Source organism: Actinoallomurus sp. CA-150999 (assembly GCF_050942425.1).
GTDB lineage: Bacteria > Actinomycetota > Actinomycetes > Streptosporangiales > Streptosporangiaceae > Actinoallomurus.
In genome coordinates this window covers 2,625,852-2,644,122 of record NZ_CP192063.1, presented here as the reverse complement: position 1 = coordinate 2,644,122, position 18,271 = coordinate 2,625,852, and the positions used below count along the sequence as shown (strand labels likewise).

Genomic DNA, 18,271 nt, shown 5'->3' with positions numbered 1-18,271 from the left:
GACCGGCACGGCGCCCGGGCGGGCTACTCGATCACCGAGGACCAGAACTCCTGCGACTTGGCGAGGGCGTCGTCGACAGTCGTCTTGCCGGTCAGTACGAGCTGGAGCTGCTCGTCGAACCTGCGCATCAGGTCCTCGGACTTGGGCAGGCCGACGAACTCGTTGGCCGGGTAGCCCTGCTGGTAGATGTCGAAAGCGGTCTTGAACATCGGGTCACTGTTGCTGAAGTCGGGCTTGGCGTTCTTGTTACCCGGGAAGCCGTTCGCGATCGTGCTCAGCTTCGCGTTGGTCTCCTGGCTGAGCAGGTACGACACGAACTTGAACGCCTCGGCCTTGTGCTTGGTGGAGTTGGAGATACCGATGCCCCACGACGCGTACGGGATGCCGCGCTTGCCGGTGAAGCCGTCCTCGGCCGGCAGGGGTGCCACCTCGAACTTCAGGTCCGGCTTGTTCTTCTTGATCAGGTTGATGTGCGCGAGCGAGTCGATCATCATGCCGACCTGGCCGTTGGTGAACTTCTCGACCTTGTCCTGCTCTTTCATGGTGAGCGAGCCGGGGGCGATGACGCCGGCGTCGTTCAGGCTCTTCACGTACTCGACCGTGCTCTTGACCGGCGCGCTGGTCAGGTTGGGCTTGCCGTCCTTCAGCATGCTGCCGCCGGACGCCCAGAGCCAGGACATGACGTCGTTCTGGATGCCGTTGGGGACGGCGGTGTCGAGCGGGAGCGCCCAGCCCTTCACGTCACCGCCGGTCGCGCTGATCTTCTTGGCCGCGTCGAGGAACTGGGTGCGCGTGGTGGGCACCTTGGCGACGCCGGCCTTGGTGAGCAGGTCCTTGTTGACGAAGAGCGGGTAGACGAAGTTGACCACCGGGATCATGTAGGTCTTGCCCTTGACCTGCACCTGGCTGGCGAGCTGGCCGGCGTCGAAGTGCGCGTCGGTCATCAGCTTGGACAGATCGGTGATGGCGCCCTGCTTGGCGAAGTCGTTGACCCAGGCGCCGTCGAGGCCCACCACGTCGGGCAGCGTCTTCGACGCGGCGCCGGTGATCATCTGCTGCTTGGTCGAATCGTACGGCGCGCTCAGCAGCTTGATCTTGATCTTCGGGTTCTGCGCCGTGAAGTCGTTGACGATCTTGTTGAACGCCCCGGCCGGAAGCTCGGCCCCCCACCACTGGGCGAACTCCAGCGTCACGCTGCCGTCCGAGGCGGTGTCGCCCGAGCCGCCCGAGCCGCACGCCGCCACGGACGCGACCAGCGCGGCCGCTGTTACTGCCCCAATTCCTCGCTTCAGCCGGGTTGCACGTACCGCCATGGCAGGCTCCTTCTATACCAAGAACTTTCTGTTCTCCGCCGCGTTGCCGTGACGTTAGCAGCGTGTTACGGACTAAGACAAGAGAAGAACGGCAAAAAGCTGCGGAGTACGGCATACTGGTGCGCATGGAGCAGAACCCGGCGCCCCGTTGCCGCCCTCCGAGCTGCAGTTTGCCCAGCCGGCACCGATCTTGGGTCGATCCTGCCCATCTCTGCGGCTCTTCGCGGTTCTACCCAGCGATGTGCTGCTCAGCCGACACGCAGGTGTGGCATACTGCCGCACCGACAGGGGAGGAACAGTGAGCGTTGGCAGGGACGAGCGGCAGCGCCAGCTACCTGCCGGACGCAAGGCTCAGCTGGCCGCGTACGTCGCCGACACCGGCGAGGTCACGGTGGCCGAGCTGGCCGAGCGCTTCGGTGTCTCCATCGACACCGTGCGACGCGATCTCGATCAGCTGGCCGCCGAGGGCGTCCTCGTGCGCACGTACGGCGGTGCCGTCAGCCTGTCCACGGTCGTCCGCGCCGACCGCGCCGTCGACCAGCGGCTCACCGTGCAGGAGCAGGAGAAGGAAAAGATCGGGGCGCTGGCCGCGTCGCTGGTCCAGGACGGCTCGACCATCGTGGTCAACGGCGGGACGACCACCCTCGCGCTCGCCCGCAACCTCGGCCAGCACCGCGACCTCACGGTGGCGACGAACAATCTGCTGATGCCGGGCGTGCTCCCGCCCACGGCCATCCGCGACATCTACGTCTTCGGCGGCGCGGTGCGCGCGCTCACTCTCGCCACGATCGGCCCGGTCAGCTTCCGCGCCAACACCGGCGCCGAGCTGGACATCAGCTGCGATCTGGCGCTGATCGGCGTCGGCGCGGTCGCCGCCGACGCCGGCTACACGACGAGCAACCTCGCCGAGGCCGCGATGATGCAGGAGATGATCTCCCGTGCGGCCCGCGTGGCGATCCTCGCCGACTCCTCCAAGTTCGGCCGCCGCCTGTTCGCCCAGATATCGGAGCTCGGCGCCGCCGACTACCTGGTCACCGACACCGCGCCGCCACCCGACCTGCGGGACGCCCTTAAGGCGAGCGGCGTGGAGCTGCTCACCCCCGCGGCCAAGGCCCTGGCTCCACGGCAGGCGTGACCGTTCCTGCCAATAACGGAGGCCGGGCATCGCCAGGCGTCGTCCTGTCACGGGTCGACTGACGTGCCCGGCCCTATCGCCGTCGGGTCAGGGCTCCGTCAGCCGCCGATCGGCGCGGCGGTTCCGCTGACCTTGATTCCGCTGTCCTCGCCCGGGGGCACGTCGACGAGCAGGAGGCTGGCACGGCCCATGTCCTCCCCCTGGTGGATCGTGACGCGGGCCGGAGGGGTGACGAGCCCGGACGACCGCAGGTAGGCGCCGAACGCCGCGGCGGCCGCGCCGGTGGCTGGGTCCTCATAGACGCCGCCCGGCGGGAACGGGTCGCGCGCGTGGAAGACGCCGTCGCTCTCCCGCCACACGAGGTGCACGGTCGTCCAGCCCCGACGTGCCATGAGGTCGCCGAGCGCCTCCTGGTCGTAGTCGAGATCGGCGAGCCGCGCGCGTGAGCCGGCGGCGAGGACGAGGTGGTCGTTTCCCGCGTTGGCGATGCGCGGCGGGAGAGCCGGGTCGAGTTCGGCGGTGTCCCAGCGGAGAGCCGTCAGCGCCGCGGTGAGGTCGGCGTCGTCCACCTCGCGTACGGCCGGGGCGACGCTGGTGAGGGTGGCGAAGACGCGGCCGTCCTCCTCTCGCGTCTCGACCGCGACCTCTCCCGCAGAGGTGCGGAATACCAGGTCTCCCGTCCCCTCGCGTTCGGCCAGCGCGACGGCCGTGGCGATCGTCGCGTGACCGCAGAACGCCACCTCGGCCAGCGGACTGAAGTACCGGATCCGGAAACGCCGCTCCTCTTCCCTGGTCAGGAAGGCGGTCTCGGAGTAACCGACCTCCGCGGCGATCTCCTGCATCCGCGTCTCGTCCATGCCCCGCGCGTCGAGCACGACGCCGGCCGGGTTGCCGCCCTTCCCGTCAACGTCGAAGGCGGTGTAGCGGAGGACGGCCGACGGCAGGTCGCGGCCCTGGCTTTCCAATGCGGTGTTCGTCATGTCCATGATTCTGCAGGCCGGGATACCATCGCGTCCAACGATGAAAATCGATGAAGGGGATCGCGGTCTTCGATGGACACCCGTCTGCTCCGGAGCTTCCTCGCGGTCGTCCGCACCGGTGGGATCACGACGGCGGCCGCCGAGCTCGGCTTCGTCCAGTCGACGGTCACCACGCACGTCCAAGCGCTCGAGCGCCTCACCGGAACACCCCTTCTCGACCGGCACCCCGGCGGCGTCTCCCCCACGCACGCGGGCACACTGCTCGCCTCACGCGCCGAACAGATCCTCGATCTCGAGGACCGTATGCTCGCCGAGCTCACGGCCGACGCCGAGCGTCCCGCCGGTCCCGTACGGCTCTGCGCCCCGGAGTCCGTGTGCGCGTACCAACTGGCGCCGCTCCTGCCCAAGCTTCGCGAGCGCTTCCCGGACGTGGACCTCGCGCTGTTCCCCGCCGACACCCGCACCGCGCTGACCGCGATCGCCGACCGCCGCGCCGACCTCGCCGTAACCCTGGAGCCGTCGGTGAACACGCCCCAAGTCGACGTCGTCGACCTGGGGATTCAGGAACTGTCGCTCGTCGCGCCCGCCACGACGCCCCTCCCCCGCGACCGTCCCGTCGCTCCGACGGAGCTCGCGGCGACGGGCGTCCTCCTGCTGGAGGAGGGCTGTGCCTACAGCGACGAGCTCGCCGCCCTGATCGCCGCCGCCGGCGCCCCGGTGACCCGACCTCGATTCGGCGGCGTCGAGACGGTGAAACGCTGCGTCGCGGCCGGTCTCGGCGTGGCCCTGCTCCCGACCGTGACCGTCGCCGACGAACTCGCCGACGGCCGACTCGTACGACTCCGGCCACCGGACCTCGCCGAGCAGCGCCTCTGGCTGCTCCGCCCCCGGTCGCGCTGGGTCTCCCCCGCCGTTCAGGCCGTCCACACCCTGCTGAGCGAAAGCGTCATGCCGGCGTCCTGAGGACCCGCTCCGGTCAGCCTCGGCAGGTGCCGGGCAGGCCGCCATCCCCGGTCCGGGCGCGAGCGCTGAGAACCGCGCCGGTCAGCTCGTCCGGATCGGCCGCCTCGATGAGTCGCCACCGGCCGCGTACGGGAAGCATCGCCCACCAGCGCCGGGTGTACGTACCGAACCACAACACGGTGTCGGGGAACCGGCGCCGGAGGATCACGGTCAGCTGCGTCTCCGACAGCGCCCCCGGCGCCCACGGGTCGACCAGTGTCGGCGGCGCGCTCATGCCCTCGTCTCCGGTACGACCCCGTCGAGGCGGAGGACGGCGGCGATCCGGACGGCTGCCGCATCGACCTCCGCGGCGGGACCGAGCGGTTCGTACTCCTGCGGCGCGTCCCTGGTGGGGCCGGACCAGACCCACCACCACAGCAGGTGCCCCGCCTCGTCCGCGCGGCACACGACCGCCTGGCGCAGCCCCGGGCTCATCGCCGCGCCCACCGGATCGTCTCCGTCGGGATCGGCCGCCCGGTTGACCGCCCACACCATGGCCGCGCCGACGGCCTCGGCGGCCAGGCCCCGGATGGTCAGGGCGCGGACGAGTCCGCCGACGAGTGGTGTGACCGTAGTGACTTGTCCCGGAATTGTCATTTTGCGCGACCCCGTTCCTCGGATTCCTTCCGATTTCCGGTTACACAATCGCGCGGAGCGGTTACGCTCAGCCACCAACGACAACCAACTGCAAATCACCTCCGCTCCATCGATTTCCACCAGGCCCGGAGGTTGATAACCAGGGAGGTCTCATGGCCCGGCCGCAGCGCGACCTCAGCCCCGACTCACTTATCGGTCATTTCGGTCTGGAGATCCGCACATTCCGTAACGACGCCGGCCTCTCCCAGAGCCAACTGGCCGACGCCCTCGGCTGCACCGGCCAATGGGTCGGTGCCGTCGAACTCGCCGACAAGGCCCCCTCCGAAGCTTTCGCCCAAGACCTCGATACCTACTTCCAGACCAACGGCTCCTTCCACCGCCTCTGGAAAACGATCAAGCGAGCCCGCCATCGCACCGTGCTGCCTGAGTGGCTGAAGCAGTGGGTGGAGACCGAACAGGAGGCGCAAACGCTCAAGAACTGGGAACCGCTCGTAGTTCCCGGCCTGCTCCAGACACCCGAATACGCTCGCGCGATGCTCCGAGGCAAGCCTGGGATCACCGAGGACGAAGTGGAGGGCCAGGTCTCCACCAGGATCGAGCGTCAGCAGATCCTCTCTAGCGATAGCCCGACTCTCCTGTGGGCTGTCGTTGAAGAGGGGGTTCTTCGACGCCTCGTCGGAAGTTCCGAAGTAATGCGCGATCAGCTCGGAGCACTCCTGAAGGCTGCGGCGCTAAAACACATTTCCGTCCAGATCGTTCCTTCTGACGCCGCCAGCACCGCAGGCCTGTCAGGAGCGTTTTGGATCGCCACGAAGGAAGGCGAACCGGCTACCGCATACATAGACGACGCCATCGAAGGGCGGGTGACGGATCATCCGCGCGAGGTGGCACAGGTCATCAACCGATACGATTCCATCAGGGCGGAGGCCCTACCCACACAGGCCAGCATGGACCTTATCGCGAAGGTGAGGGACGAACGGTGGATGCAAGCGTGACCCCTATCAACTGGCGTAAGGCAAGTCGCAGCTCTTCGAACGGTGGGGCGTGCATCGAAGTTGCGGTCGTGACGGGCCGTACGGGCTGAGGGCTTTCGCGAACGTGGCGAGAGCGGTCGAATCGGCCTCGCCGGGCACACCGCCTCGTTCCACGCCGTCTACCTAGAAGAGAAAATTATCGTCCCAGTAGACAGCGCGGAACGAGATGCCTCACCGGGCGGGGTCCGTGCCAACCGGATCGCGGACACCTCGCCCCGAGCAGCCACGAGGCAGTGCGGGCGGCCTGCCGGCGACCCGAGTCGGTCGATCCCGGGTTGCCGACCCGGCACTCCATTGATGTCGCCTCTCAGCGGGAGCCCGCTTCTGCGACCCCTGTCGTCGTCCCTACGGAAACGAACGTCTTCAGCTTCGCCTTGCCGTACTCCACCGCCGCGTTGCCGCGTTCGAGCAGGTCGGCCTGGTACTCCTCCAGCGCCGAGGTCAGGTCGCGCTCGCCGCGCCCGGCCTCCGACAGTCGCGCGGCCAGTCGTACGGCGTCCTGCATGGCGGTGTTCGCGCCGTTCCCGCCGGTGGCCAGCGTCAGGTGCGCGGCGTCGCCCAGGAGCGTGACCCGGCCGACCGGCCAGGGCGGCATCGGCCGGTCGAAGATCCGGGATCGGCCGGCGCCGCTCATGTCGGCGGAGCGCACCAGGTCCAGCAGGTCGGGATGCCAGCCGTCGATGAGCTCCAGCACCAGTTTCCGCGCGTCCTCGAGGCGCGGTCCGGCCGCGGCCGGGTGCTCCGGCGGGACCATCAGCACCCACCGCACGTAGCTCTCCCGGTGGGGCATGGGCAGCTCGGGGGCGAGTTCGGCGGCGGCCTCGGAGGGTTCGCGGTCGAACTGCATGCGTCCCAGCATCAGCGTGACCTCAGGGCCCTTGACCATCGTGCCGCGCCCCGGCACGAGCCGTAGGAAGCGGTCGGTGAGAGGCGTACGGCCCATGGCCCCGCAGAGGTCGGAGTCGACGAGCCGGACCTCGGGCGCCAGGTGCCGCCGCACGGCGGAGTTCCCGCCGTCGGCGCCGACGATAACCTGCCCGGTCGCCTCCGTGCCGTCGGCGAAGCGCGCGGTCACGGTCCCGTCGGCTTCGGTGCAGCCCGTCAGCCGCTTGCCGTACGCGATCCGGTCCTCCAGCGCGCCGAGCAGGATGCGCCGCAGCACCTGCCGGTCGATCGCCCGGGCGTCCGCCGGCGGCCCCTCCAGGTCGTGGCTGAGCACGTTCAGCTGCTCGTCGAAGAGCAGCCCCGGCCCGGTCAGGCCTCCGCTGGTGGCCTCGACCAGTTCGTAAAGCCGGTGCGGCAGGCTGGCGCGCAGCGCCTCCATCGCGCGCTGCCCGAGTCCGATCCGGTAGCCCTGGAGCCGCTCGTCGGCCCCCTCGTCGGCCTCGTACACCCGCACGTCGATGCCCGCGTGGACGAGTGCGTGCGCGAGCGTCAGCCCGCCGAGCCCCGCCCCGATCACCAGTACCCGGCCCAGACCTTCGGTCATGACATCCCTCCACTTCTAGGTGAACAACGTTCACGTGTACATTGTTCACCTAGATCGAGGCGACCTGTCAACCGGCCAGGAGGAGTGCATGGGGCAGCGGCGCACCGAGGTGCTGCGAGCGGCGATCGAACTGCTCGACGAGGTCGGGCTGGACGGCCTCACCATGCGACTGCTGGCGAGCCGGCTCGGGGTGCGGGCGAGCGCGCTCTACCGGCACTACCCCAGCAAGCAGGCGCTGTTGGACGCGATGGTCGCGCACCTGATCGTCCCGCCGGACGGGGCTCCGCCGATCGACGGCCCCTGGGACGAGCGGCTTCGCACCGTCGCGACCGGCGCGCGCGAGGTCATGCTCGCGCACCGGGACGGCGCGCGCCTCCTGACCGGATTCCAGCAGCCGAGCGACGAGGCCGTCGCCGCCTTCGATGGCCTCGTCGCCACCTTGGTCGCCGCCGGTCTGTCCCAGGACAGCGCAACCGTCGCCGTGGACACCGTCATGGCCTACGTCAACGGCTCCACGATGGAAGAACAGACCCGGAAGGCCGACACCTGGCCTCGCGAGAAGCGCGACCGCGCCTTCCTCGCAGGCCTCGAACTGATCATCGACGGCATCAGAGGTTCACTGCCGTGACCCGGGCGCGGGGCGGGATTGTTAAGGTGCGGGACGTGAGCGGTGTCGCATCAGTGGTCTCTCTCGTCGAACTGCTGCGGGGCAACCCCGGATCCTGCCGGTGGACGGGCGGGCTGAACCCGGTGGACCTCGCCCGTGCGGAGCGGGAGCTCGGCACGCCGCTTCCGCCCTCTTACCGATGCTTCCTCGCCGAGGCGGGTTCCTGCGAGGTCGACGGCACGGACTTCCTCGGCGTCTACCGGACGCCCGCCATGGGCGACGCGCTCCTCGGTACGGTCGGCGGGACGCTCGACGCACGGACGGATCCGCGCTTCCCACCGGACCTGCTGATCATCCAGTACGACGGGATGGGCGGGCTCGTCTGCCTCGACCTCGCACGCCGGGACCGCTCCGGGGAGGCGCCGGTCGTCGTCTGGGACCCGGGCTCGGCCGACCGAGGCGGTCCCGAACGGCTCGCCGACGACTTCGGCTCGTACGCGCTGCGGCAGTGCACTCAGGCACTCACCAGGGGCGGTTAACCGCCGCGTCGCCCGGACGACGCGAGCCGTCCACTCATGATCGGCACAATCCGCAGGGCAGATCCGTACCGCCCATGGGAGACCTCGGATGAACCGTCGTGCCGTCGCGGCCACCGCCGCCGGAACACTGGCCCTGTCCCTTTCCGGCGCCGGGATCGCCACCGCCGGCACGTCCGACCCCTCGCTGCGGGCGCGGGACGACGCCTACCGGGTACGCGCCGGGCAGGCCCTCGACGTGCGCGGCCACGGTCTGTTCCGCAATGACAGCGGGCGGCCGATCACGCTGATCTCGCACACCTCGCCGGCGCACGGGTCGCTGAGTCTGAATCCCGACGGTTCGTTCCGGTACACGCCGGCCGCCGGGTTCACCGGGACCGACACCTTCCGCTACACCGTCAGCGACGCGGTCCGGCTGTACGCCACCCACCTGCCGCCGCTCGCCACGATCGGCGGAGTGAAGGTCACCAGCGGCGCGTACGGTTCCGCGCTCGCTCCCGTGCCGGGCTCGCGGGACGAGTTCTACGGGCTGACCGACCGGGGGCCGAACGTCGACGGCCCGAACGGCGAGAAGATCCTGCCGCTGCCCGGGTTCACCCCGTCCATCGGGCGGTTCCGCCTGCGGGACGGCAAGGCCGTGCTCGAGAGGACGATTCCGCTGCGCGCCGCCGACGGCACCCCGTACTCCGGCCGGGTGAACCCGCAGGCGACCACCGGGGAGAACCTCGTCGACCTGAACGGGAACCCTCTGGCGCCGAGCGCGAGCGGGTACGACTCGGAGGGCCTGGTCGCGATGCGGGACGGGTCCTTCTGGGTGTCGGACGAGTACGGGCCGTTCATCACGCACTTCGACCGGACCGGCCGCGCGATCGCGCGGCTGTCCCCCTTCGACGGCTCCCTGCCCCGCGAACTCGCGAACCGGGTGCCGAACAAGGGCATGGAAGGGCTGACCATCACCCCCGACGGCAGGACGCTCGTCGGCATCATGCAGTCGGCGCTGCAGCAGCCCGACGTGACCGCCAAGACGAAGAACATCACGACGCTGCGCATCGTGACGTACGACCTGCGCACCCGGGCGACGCACGAGTACGTCTACCTGCTCGACGACCCGAAGAAGAACAGCGGGGCGGTCAGCGAGATCACCGCGCTGTCCGACACGAGGTTCCTCGTCGACGAGCGTGACGGGAACATGGAGCCGGGCGCGTACAAGAGGCTCTTCACGATCGATCTGGCGGGTGCGACGGACGTCGGGCCGCGGGCGTCCGTGCCCGGTGCCGTGTACGACGCGGCCAAGGGCGGGCTGCTCGTCGGCGCGGACCACAAGACGATCGACGCGTACGTCGGCACGGACGACACCGCGACGTCACGGTCGGACCTGGCCGCCGTCGGCGTCACGCCGGTCGGCAAGAGCCTCGGCCTCGACCTCGGCGGGCTGCTGACCGGGCTGGACCCGACCGGCGGCTTCTTCGGGCACGACAAGGTCGAGGGCGTCGCCACGACCGACGGCGGGCGCACGCTCGTGATCAGCAACGACAGCGACTTCGGCGTCGACGGCGTCACGAACGCCACGCCCCCGTACGCCCTGCACGTCAAGACGCTGCCCGACGGCCGCCAGGACGACGGCGAGTACCTCGCGATCGACACGACCAGGCTGCCCGCGGCCACGAGCACCGCCACCGTGACCATCACGGTGAACGGCGGCTGACGCGCGGCCGGTCGGCTCAGGCGGCTGAGGCGACCCGGTCAGCCCTCCAGGAACGCCGTCAGCGCGCGGGCGAGGAGGTACGGGTCGTCGGCGCCGCACAGTTCGCGCGCGGAGTGCATGGACAGGATCGGCACGCCGACGTCGACCGTGGTGATGCCGTGGCGGGCGGCGGTGATCGGGCCGATGGTCGTCCCGCACGGCATCGCGTTGTTCGACACGAACGCCTGCACGGGCACCCCGGCCCGGTCGCAGGCGGCGGTGAAGACGCCGCGGCCGACGCCGTCGGTGGCGTACCGCTGGTTGACGTTGACCTTGAGGATCGGCCCGTGGTTCGGCATCGGGCGGTGGGTCGGGTCGTGGCGCTCGGGGTAGTTCGGGTGGACGGCGTGGCCGGTGTCGGCGGACGCGCAGATCGTGCCGGCGAACGCCCGCGCGCGGTCGTCGTACGAGCCACCCCGCGCGTAGACCGACCGCTCGAGGATCGCGCCGAGCAGCGGGCCGCCCGCGCCGGTGTCGGCCTCGCTGCCGTTCTCCTCGTGGTCGAACGCCGCGAGGACGGGGATGTACGGCAGGTCGGGTGAGCCGGCGGCCGCGGTGAGCGCGGCGGTGCCCGCGTGCACCGACAGCTGGTTGTCGAGCCGCGCGGCGGCCAGGAACTCCTGGTCGCGGCCGAGGTACGCGGGCGGCTGCACGTCGTGCGTCATCAGGTCCCAGCCGACGATCGCCGGCGCCTCGACCCCCGCCTCCTCCGCGACGAACCTGATCAGCGCGCCCTCGTCGACCGCGCCGAGGGCCCAGATCGGCTGCGTGTGCCGCTGCCGGTCCAGCTGGAGGCCCTTCTCCCCGATGGACCGGTCGAGGTGGATGGCCAGCTGCGGCACCCGCAGCAGCGGCCGGTCGACGGCGACCAGGCGCGTAGTCCCGTCTCGCAGCGCGATCCGGCCGGACAGGCCGAGGTCGCGGTCGAGCCAGCTGTTGAGCAGCGGCCCGCCGTAGATCTCCACGGCGACCTGCCGCCAGCCGTACGCTCCGGAGTCCGGGAGCGGCTTGACCCGCAGGTTCGGCGAGTCGGTGTGCGCGCCGACGATCCGGAACGGGGTCTCGGGGCGCGCGTGCTCCGGGACGTACCAGGCGACGATCGCCCCACCGCGTAGGACGTAGCGGCCGCCCGCCTCGCCGGTCCAGGCATCCGTCTCCGCCACCTGCCGGAAGCCCGCCTTCTCCAGGCGCTCGGCCGAACTCGCCACCGCGTGGTACGGGGACGGGCTGGCGGCGATGAAGTCGGCGAGGTCGTCGGTGTGGCTGCGGTCGAACCTGGACTGGGCGCTCATGGGACCAAGGATAGGGAGGACCGGACGGACGGCGGTGGAGGCAGCACCACCATCGCTGGGTGGTCACCTCCCGCCGGGCCGGGGGTTCACCGGCTGGGAGCCGAATCCCCGGATTTCTACCGTCATCAGCGAGGACATGAACCCGCCGGACGGTGAAGGGGACCCCCCATGAAGGACAACGTGGCCGCGCGATTGGGCGGCTGGAGCGCACGCCATAGAAAGACCGCGATCTTCGGGTGGCTGCTGTTCGTGGTCGCGGCCGTGCTCATCGGCGGCATGGCCGGGGAGAAGCAGCTGACCAACGCCGAGCAGGGCACGGGCGATTCCGGGCGCGCGGTCCGCATCCTGGAGGACGCGGGCATCAAGAGCCCGGCCACCGAGATGGTGCTCGTGCACAGCGCCGCCCCCGACGGGTTCCGCGCGGCGATCCCGGACGTGACCCGCGCGATCCGCGGCAGCGGCCGGGCCGCGACGGTACGCGAACCGCTGGTCTCCCGCGATCGCCGGGACGCGCTGGTGCAGTTCGACATGGCGGGTGACCCGAAGACGGCGGCCGACCGGGTGGCACCGGTCCAGGCCGCGGTGGCGCAGGCCGGGGCCCGGCATCCGGAGGTCCGGGTGGAGGAGTTCGGGGACGCGTCCGGTGAGCGGTGGTTCAACAAGACGCTGGGCAGGGACTTCTCCCGCGCCGAGCTGACCGCCGTGCCGCTGGCGCTGGGCATCCTGCTGGTCGCCTTCGCGGCACTGCTCGCCGCCGTCATGCCGGTGGCCATCGCGCTGACCGCGTTCCTCGCGGCGAACGGGCTGCTCGCCGTCGTCAGCCACGCCATGCACATGGACGGTTCGGCGAACTCGGTGATGCTGCTGATGGGCCTCGCCGTCGGCGTCGACTACTGCCTGTTCTACCTGCGCCGGGAGCGTGAGGAGCGCGCCGCCGGACGGGACAAGGAGACCGCGCTGCGCATCGCCGCCGCGACGTCCGGCCGGTCGGTGCTGGTGTCCGGGCTGACGGTCATGGTGGCGATGGCCGGGATGTTCCTGTCCGGGATGCTGCTGTTCGAGGGCTTCGCGGTCGCGACGATCCTCGTGGTGCTCATCGCGATGATCGGCTCCGTCACGGTCCTGCCCGCCCTGCTGTCGCTGCTGGGCGACAAGGTGGAGTTCGGGCGCATCCCGTTCCTGCACCGCAAGCGGTCGACCCCCCGGCTCTGGAACGCGGTGCTGCGCCCCGTCCTGGCCCGCCCCGGCATCGCCGCCGCGCTGGCCGCCGCCTTCCTCCTCGCGCTGGCCGCCCCTGCGCTCGGCATGCACACCGAGAAGCTCCGGATGGAGCAGCAGCTCCCGAAGAACGCCGCGCTGATCCAGACCTACCACCACATCAACGCGGCCTTCCCCGGCGGCCCCGACCCCGCCCTCGTCGTGGTCAAGGCGTCCGACGTCCAGGCGCCGCGCGTACGGCAGGCGATCCGGTCGCTGCAGGACGCCGCACGGCAGAGCGGGGAGTTCGGCCGGCCGGTCCGTACGCAGGTCCACGCGGCGGCGAACGTCGCCACGATCAGCGTGCCGCTGGCCGGGAACGGCTCCGACGCCACGTCACGGCACGCCCTCGCGACCCTGCGGCAGCGCCTGGTGCCCGCGGCGTTCGGCGGGGTCGCCGAGGCGCACGTCACCGGCACCCTGGCCTCCTCCACCGACTGGAACACCCAGCTGCGGCACAGCATCGTGCCGGTCTTCGTCTTCGTGCTGAGCATCACGTTCGTGCTGATGCTCGTCTCGTTCCGCTCGATCCCGATCGCCGCCACCGCGATCGTGCTCAACCTGCTGTCGGTGGGCGCGGCGTACGGGGTGATGGTGGCGATGTTCCAGCACGGGTGGGGCGCCGGTCTCGTCGGCACCCACGGCGTCGGGGCGATCGAGTCCTGGCTGCCGCTGTTCGTCTTCGTCGTGCTGTTCGGGCTGTCGATGGACTACCACGTGTTCGTCGTCTCCCGGATCCGCGAGGCCCGCGACCGCGGCACGCCGACGACGCTGGCGGTGGCGCAGGGCATCCGCGCGACGGCCGGGGCCGTGACCAGCGCGGCCGTCATCATGGTCGCGGTGTTCGCGGTCTTCGGCACCCTGTCGATGCAGGATTTCAAGCAGATGGGCGTGGGCCTGTCCATCGCCGTGCTGCTCGACGCCACGATCGTCCGCGCGGTGCTGCTCCCGGCGGTGATGAGCCTGCTCGGCGAGGCGAACTGGTACCTCCCGCGGTGGTTGTCCTGGCTGCCCGGCCTCTCCCACGAAGAGGCACCCGCCACCGTCCCCGACCTCGGGCGGCCGGCGTACGTCCCCGCCGACCGCTGAGCATCCTCCGAACGAGGGGCCGGATCGAATCCGGCCCCTCTTCCAGCTCAGCCGAGCGCGAGGGCGGCCAGGGCGGCGTTGACGATGGAGCCCGGGAGCAGGTCATGCAGCTCGTACAGCTCGCCGATCGCCCCGGACTGGCCGAACTGGTCGACGCCGAGCGGCACGCACGACACGCCGAAGGCCGAGCCGAGCCAGGCCAGCGCGTGCGACGCGGCGTCGTGGACGGTGACGATCGGCGCCCGGACCGGGAAGGCGGCGCGGAGCGCGCCGGCCTCCGAGGGGGTCGTCGCCGTGCGGACGCCCTGGCGCAGGGTCCGCTGCCACGCGGAGTACAGCCGGTCCGGGGAGGTCACGTCGACGACGTGCGCGGCGATGCCCTCCTCTTCCAGCTCGCGGGCGGCGGCCAGCGCCTCGGGCAGGACGGCGCCCGAGGCGGCCAGCTGCACCGCCGGGCCCTCGACCTCCGACCGGTGCAGCAGGTACGCCCCGGCGAGCACCTGGCGGCGCAGCACCGCGTCCCCGAGTCGCTCCCGCGCCTGCTCGAACGGCGTCTGGTCCAGGGGCCGGGTGGTCAGGCGGAAGTAGTACGCGCCGTCCTCGGCCGGGACCGCGGTGGTCGTCTCGGCCGGGCCGGCGGCGATCCGGCCGAGCGCGTCGCACAGCAGCCAGTCCAGGGCGGTGGCGTAGGCGGGCTCCACGTACGTGACGTTGGGGAGCTCGAGCCCGATCGACGCGGTGATCGTCGACTGGTGCGCCCCGCCCTCCGGCGCGAGCGTCACCCCCGACGGCGTGCCCGCGACGACGAACCGCGCCCCGGAGTAGACGCTGTAGATGAAGGCGTCCAGGCCCCGGCAGACGAACGGGTCGTACACCGTGCCGACCGGCAGCAGCGGCTGCCCGTGCAGGTCGCCGGCGAGCCCGAGCTGGCCGAGGAGCAGGAAGAGGTTCATCTCCGAGATGCCCAGCTCGATGTGCTGGCCCGTCGGCCCCTCGGTCCACTTCAGCAGCGGATCCACGCTCCACGCCCGCTGCTCGGCGGGCGCGAACACGCCCGTGCGGTTGATGAACCCGGCGAGGTTGGTCGAGGTGGCGACGTCCGGAGCGGTCGTGACCAGGTACGGCGCGACCTCCTCGGACCGGGACAGGTCGACGAGGATCTTGCCGAAGGCGTCCTGCGTCGAGACGGGCCGCGACGTCCGTACCCCGGTCGCCGCCGGAACGGTCACGCCGAGCGCGCCGGGGGCGGGCGTACGGCGCAGGGCCTCACGCCGCTGGTTGCACAGGATGCCCTCGGGGGTCGCCGGGTCGAACCGGGCCCACTCGTCGCCGGGCACCCGCAGAGAGCCGCGCAGCGCGTCGATCTGCTCGCCGGTGAGCAGGGCCGAGTGGTTGCGCGGGTTCCCGGCGATCGGCAGGCCGTGGCCCTTGACCGTGTACGCGAAGATCACGCTGGGCCGGTCGGTGACCGCCTCGCACTGGGCGTACGCCTCCAGCATGGCGACCAGGTCGTGGCCGCCGAGGTCCTGGACGAGCCCGGCGAACTCGCCGTCGGGCACGTCCGCGACGGCGGCGGCGACCTCGGCGGGCGCGCCGTCCAGGAACGTCTCGCGCAGCTTCGCGCCGGTGAGCCCGAACAGCGCCTGGTAGTGCTCGTTCGGCATCGCGTCGATCCAGCCCCGCACGGCGGCGGGCGCCTCGCGCAGCCGCCGGCCGTACTTCACCTCGACGACGTGCCAGCCGGCCGCCTCGAACTGCCCGCGCCACTGGGCGATCCGCGCGCCGGGCACGACGCGGTCCAGCGACTGCCGGTTGAAGTCGACGACCCACATGACGTTGCCGAGGCCCTGGGTGGCCGGGTCGGCGATGGCCTCCCAGACGTTGCCCTCGTCGAGTTCGGCGTCGCCGAGCAGCGCGACGAACCGCGCCTTCGCGGCGGACTCGCCCCGCCAGTGGGCGTCGACGTAGCGGCGGACGGCCGCGGCGAACAGCGGCGCCGCCGCGCCCAGGCCCACCGAGCCGGTCGAGAAGTCGACGTCGTCGGGGTCCTTGGTGCGGCTCGGGTACGACTGCAGGCCGCCGCGGGCGCGCAGGGTCGTGAGGTAGGAGCGGTCGAGGTCGCCGAGGAGGTACTTGATCGCGTGGAACACCGGGGAGGCGTGCGGCTTGACGCTCACCCGGTCCTCGGCGTTCAGATGCGCGAACCACAGCGCGGTCATCGCGGTGACGAGCGAGGCGCTCGACGCCTGGTGCCCGCCGACCTTCACGCCGTCACCGGTGTCACGCTCCCGGTTGGCCGCGTCGACGATGCGCACGGCCAGCCAGAGCACCCGGCGCTGGATCTCCTCCAGCACGCCCAGGTCGACGCCGGCCAGGTCCACCCCCGCGACGCCCTTGTCACGAACGTCCTGCATGTCAGCCCCTCACCGGAATAGTGCGCTGTATCCGTTCAGCGCGGGTTGCCCTCCCAAGTGAGCGTAGAGGACGGTGGATCCTGCCTCTATCTCCCGATTCGTCACGAGATCGACAAGTCCGGCCATGGACTTCCCCTCGTACACCGGGTCGGTGATCATCCCTTCGAACCGCGCCGCGAGCCGCATCGCCTCCAGGGTCTGCTCGTCGGGGATGCCGTACGTCCCGGCGTGGTACCGCTCGTCGAGAATGACCTCGTCGTCGCGGATCTCCGTCCCGATCAGCGAGGCGGTGTTCCGGGCGATCCGGGTGATCTGGTCGCGCGTCTCCTTCGGCTTGGCGGAGCCGTCGATGCCGATGATCCGCCGCCCCTTCCCCGCGAAACCGGCGACCATCCCGGCCTGGGTGCTGCCCGTGACCGAGCAGACGACGACGGTGTCGAAGAAGACGCCCAGCTCGCGCTCCTGCTCCTCGACCTCGCGCGCCCAGCCGGCGAAGCCGAGGCCGCCGAGGCGGTGGTCCGACGCGCCCGCCGGGATGGCGTACGGCTTGCCGCCGCGATCGCGGACGTCCTGCAGGGCCTTCTCCCAGCTCTCCTTGAACTCGATGCCGAAACCGGCCTCGACCAGCCGGACGTCGGCGCCGAGCAGGCGGGACAGCAGGATGTTGCCGACCCGGTCGTAGACGGCGTCGGGCCAGTCCACCCAGCTCTCCTGCACCAGGACGCACTTCAGGCCGAGCCGGGCGGCGACGGCGGCGACCTGCCGGGTGTGGTTGGACTGCACGCCGCCGATCGACACGAGCGTGTCGCAGCCCTGGGCGAGCGCGTCGGCGACCAGGTACTCGAGCTTGCGCGTCTTGTTGCCGCCGTAGGCGAGCCCGGAGTTGCAGTCCTCCCGCTTGGCCCACAGGCTCACGGCGCCGCCGAGATGCTCGGACAGCCGGGGCAGCGCGTGCACCGGCGAGGGCCCGAACAGCAGCCGCTCGCGGGGGAAGTCGTCCAGCGTCGTCATGAGGTCTCCTTGTCGAGAAGGTCGCCGAGCGTGGCCCAGATCTCGGCGGTGGCGGCCACGGCCGCCTCGGCGTCGCCCGCGGCGCAGGCGTTGATCAGGCGGTCGTGCAGCGCGATCGAGCGCCGTCCCGGAAGGGAGCCGAACCGCAGCCGCTCCAGCCGCCGGATCAGCGGCAGGTAACGCTCGATCGTCGCGGCCACCGCGCGGTTGCCCGCCGCGGCCACGGGCACGTCGTGCAGCTCGTCGTCGGCGGCCAGCGCGGCCTGGACGTCGCCGGCGTCCAGAGCGGCGGCGAACCGCGCGTTGGCCGCGCGCATCGTCTCGATGTGCCGCTCCGTCAGGACCCGCACCGCCGTACGCACGGCCAGCTCGTGCATGGTCCGGACGACGACGTACGCGTCGCGGACGTCGCGCACCACGAGCGGGGTGACGCGGGTGTAGGCGTGCGGCTTGGTCTCGATGAGTCCTTCGTCCGCGAGGCGGGCGAGCGCCTCGCGGACCGGCGTGCGCGACAGGCCGACCCGCTCGGCCAGCTCGCCGTCCCGGATGATCTCCCCGGGCGCCAGGTCGCCCTCGACGATCGCGTCGCGCAGCATGCGGTACGCCTGGTCGCGGAGCAGGGAGCGGTCGAGCCGGGGAAGCCGTTCTGAGGGCATGCAATATATTAGATATTGGTTTGTTCGACGCGTCAACACCCTGTGTGGCATCTGCATCATGCCTGCTCGGCGGGCGTTCATAGGATCGTTCACGTCACCGGAGCGTGTGCGCACG

17 protein-coding genes are annotated in these 18,271 nt (G+C 71.0%); 8 read left to right on the top strand and 9 right to left on the bottom strand.

Translation table 11 applies throughout. The annotated features are described in order from the left end of the window. Positions 1 to 23 precede the first annotated feature (23 nt). A complete protein-coding gene (locus ACQP2O_RS12580; protein WP_433183216.1) occupies positions 24 to 1,313 on the bottom strand; it encodes an ABC transporter substrate-binding protein in 1,290 nt (429 codons plus the stop codon). A 298-nt stretch (positions 1,314 to 1,611) separates the two neighbouring features. On the opposite strand from ACQP2O_RS12580, the gene ACQP2O_RS12575 reads away from it, so the two are divergent. Further along, on the top strand, positions 1,612 to 2,448 hold the full coding sequence (locus tag ACQP2O_RS12575; protein WP_433183213.1) for a DeoR/GlpR family DNA-binding transcription regulator: 837 nt from the start codon (positions 1,612 to 1,614) through the stop codon (positions 2,446 to 2,448). Positions 2,449 to 2,546: 98 nt separating this feature from the next. Here ACQP2O_RS12575 and ACQP2O_RS12570 read toward each other — a convergent pair whose 3' ends face one another. Beyond that, positions 2,547 to 3,428 (bottom strand): PhzF family phenazine biosynthesis protein, encoded by an 882-nt coding sequence (locus ACQP2O_RS12570; protein ID WP_433183210.1) that lies wholly within the window; start codon positions 3,426 to 3,428, stop codon positions 2,547 to 2,549. A 72-nt stretch (positions 3,429 to 3,500) separates the two neighbouring features. Here ACQP2O_RS12570 and ACQP2O_RS12565 point away from each other — a divergent pair, with 72 nt between their 5' ends. After that, the gene (locus ACQP2O_RS12565; protein ID WP_433183207.1) at positions 3,501 to 4,391 is read left to right on the top strand and encodes a LysR family transcriptional regulator; all 891 of its coding nucleotides are present in this window, start codon (positions 3,501 to 3,503) and stop codon (positions 4,389 to 4,391) included. Between the two features lie 13 nt (positions 4,392 to 4,404). On the opposite strand, the gene ACQP2O_RS12560 is transcribed toward ACQP2O_RS12565, so the two are convergent. After that, the gene (locus ACQP2O_RS12560) at positions 4,405 to 4,665 is read right to left on the bottom strand and encodes a hypothetical protein (protein WP_433183204.1); all 261 of its coding nucleotides are present in this window, start codon (positions 4,663 to 4,665) and stop codon (positions 4,405 to 4,407) included. Continuing rightward, positions 4,662 to 5,027 (bottom strand): hypothetical protein, encoded by a 366-nt coding sequence (locus tag ACQP2O_RS12555; protein WP_433183202.1) that lies wholly within the window; start codon positions 5,025 to 5,027, stop codon positions 4,662 to 4,664. Before ACQP2O_RS12555 ends, ACQP2O_RS12560 begins: the two co-directional genes overlap by 4 nt. Positions 5,028 to 5,179: 152 nt before the next feature. On the opposite strand from ACQP2O_RS12555, the gene ACQP2O_RS12550 reads away from it, so the two are divergent. Together ACQP2O_RS12550 and ACQP2O_RS12545 are read left to right on the top strand one after the other, a co-directional pair. Beyond that, positions 5,180 to 6,022: a helix-turn-helix domain-containing protein gene (locus ACQP2O_RS12550; RefSeq protein WP_433183199.1), complete on the top strand. Its 843-nt coding sequence runs from the start codon at positions 5,180 to 5,182 to the stop codon at positions 6,020 to 6,022. After that, entirely contained in the window at positions 6,007 to 6,111 is a 105-nt protein-coding gene (locus ACQP2O_RS12545) for a DUF397 domain-containing protein (RefSeq protein ID WP_433183197.1), read from the top strand. The genes ACQP2O_RS12550 and ACQP2O_RS12545 overlap by 16 nt, the downstream gene beginning before the upstream one ends. Positions 6,112 to 6,368: 257 nt before the next feature. On the opposite strand, the gene ACQP2O_RS12540 is transcribed toward ACQP2O_RS12545, so the two are convergent. Continuing rightward, on the bottom strand, positions 6,369 to 7,550 hold the full coding sequence (locus tag ACQP2O_RS12540; protein WP_433183194.1) for an FAD-dependent oxidoreductase: 1,182 nt from the start codon (positions 7,548 to 7,550) through the stop codon (positions 6,369 to 6,371). Positions 7,551 to 7,638: 88 nt separating this feature from the next. Between ACQP2O_RS12540 and ACQP2O_RS12535 the strand changes: the two genes are divergently transcribed. The 3 genes from ACQP2O_RS12535 to ACQP2O_RS12525 all read left to right on the top strand — a co-directional run bounded on the left by ACQP2O_RS12535 (position 7,639) and on the right by ACQP2O_RS12525 (position 10,398). Next, complete coding sequence (locus ACQP2O_RS12535) at positions 7,639 to 8,178, top strand: TetR/AcrR family transcriptional regulator C-terminal domain-containing protein (RefSeq protein WP_433183192.1); 540 nt, start codon at positions 7,639 to 7,641, stop codon at positions 8,176 to 8,178. A gap of 35 nt (positions 8,179 to 8,213) precedes the next feature. Then, positions 8,214 to 8,696, top strand: a complete 483-nt coding sequence (locus tag ACQP2O_RS12530; RefSeq protein ID WP_433183189.1) for an SMI1/KNR4 family protein — start codon at positions 8,214 to 8,216, stop codon at positions 8,694 to 8,696. An 88-nt stretch (positions 8,697 to 8,784) separates the two neighbouring features. After that, the gene (locus ACQP2O_RS12525; RefSeq protein WP_433183186.1) at positions 8,785 to 10,398 is read left to right on the top strand and encodes an esterase-like activity of phytase family protein; all 1,614 of its coding nucleotides are present in this window, start codon (positions 8,785 to 8,787) and stop codon (positions 10,396 to 10,398) included. 38 nt (positions 10,399 to 10,436) lie between these two features. Here the strand turns inward: ACQP2O_RS12525 and ACQP2O_RS12520 are convergent, their stop codons facing one another. Further along, on the bottom strand, positions 10,437 to 11,729 hold the full coding sequence (locus tag ACQP2O_RS12520) for a M18 family aminopeptidase (protein WP_433183183.1): 1,293 nt from the start codon (positions 11,727 to 11,729) through the stop codon (positions 10,437 to 10,439). Between the two features lie 249 nt (positions 11,730 to 11,978). Here ACQP2O_RS12520 and ACQP2O_RS12515 point away from each other — a divergent pair, with 249 nt between their 5' ends. Next, positions 11,979 to 14,075: an MMPL family transporter gene (locus tag ACQP2O_RS12515; protein WP_433183180.1), complete on the top strand. Its 2,097-nt coding sequence runs from the start codon at positions 11,979 to 11,981 to the stop codon at positions 14,073 to 14,075. A 47-nt stretch (positions 14,076 to 14,122) separates the two neighbouring features. On the opposite strand, the gene ACQP2O_RS12510 is transcribed toward ACQP2O_RS12515, so the two are convergent. From ACQP2O_RS12510 to ACQP2O_RS12500, 3 genes are read right to left on the bottom strand one after another with little or no spacing between them, the layout of a single operon-like run. Then, positions 14,123 to 16,489, bottom strand: coding sequence for a transketolase-like TK C-terminal-containing protein (locus tag ACQP2O_RS12510; protein WP_433183177.1), 2,367 nt, complete (start codon positions 16,487 to 16,489; stop codon positions 14,123 to 14,125). A gap of 9 nt (positions 16,490 to 16,498) precedes the next feature. Beyond that, on the bottom strand, positions 16,499 to 17,500 hold the full coding sequence (locus ACQP2O_RS12505; protein WP_433183175.1) for a 1-aminocyclopropane-1-carboxylate deaminase: 1,002 nt from the start codon (positions 17,498 to 17,500) through the stop codon (positions 16,499 to 16,501). Continuing rightward, positions 17,497 to 18,156 (bottom strand): GntR family transcriptional regulator, encoded by a 660-nt coding sequence (locus ACQP2O_RS12500; RefSeq protein ID WP_433183172.1) that lies wholly within the window; start codon positions 18,154 to 18,156, stop codon positions 17,497 to 17,499. The genes ACQP2O_RS12505 and ACQP2O_RS12500 overlap by 4 nt, the downstream gene beginning before the upstream one ends. Between the last annotated feature and the right edge of the window lie 115 nt (positions 18,157 to 18,271).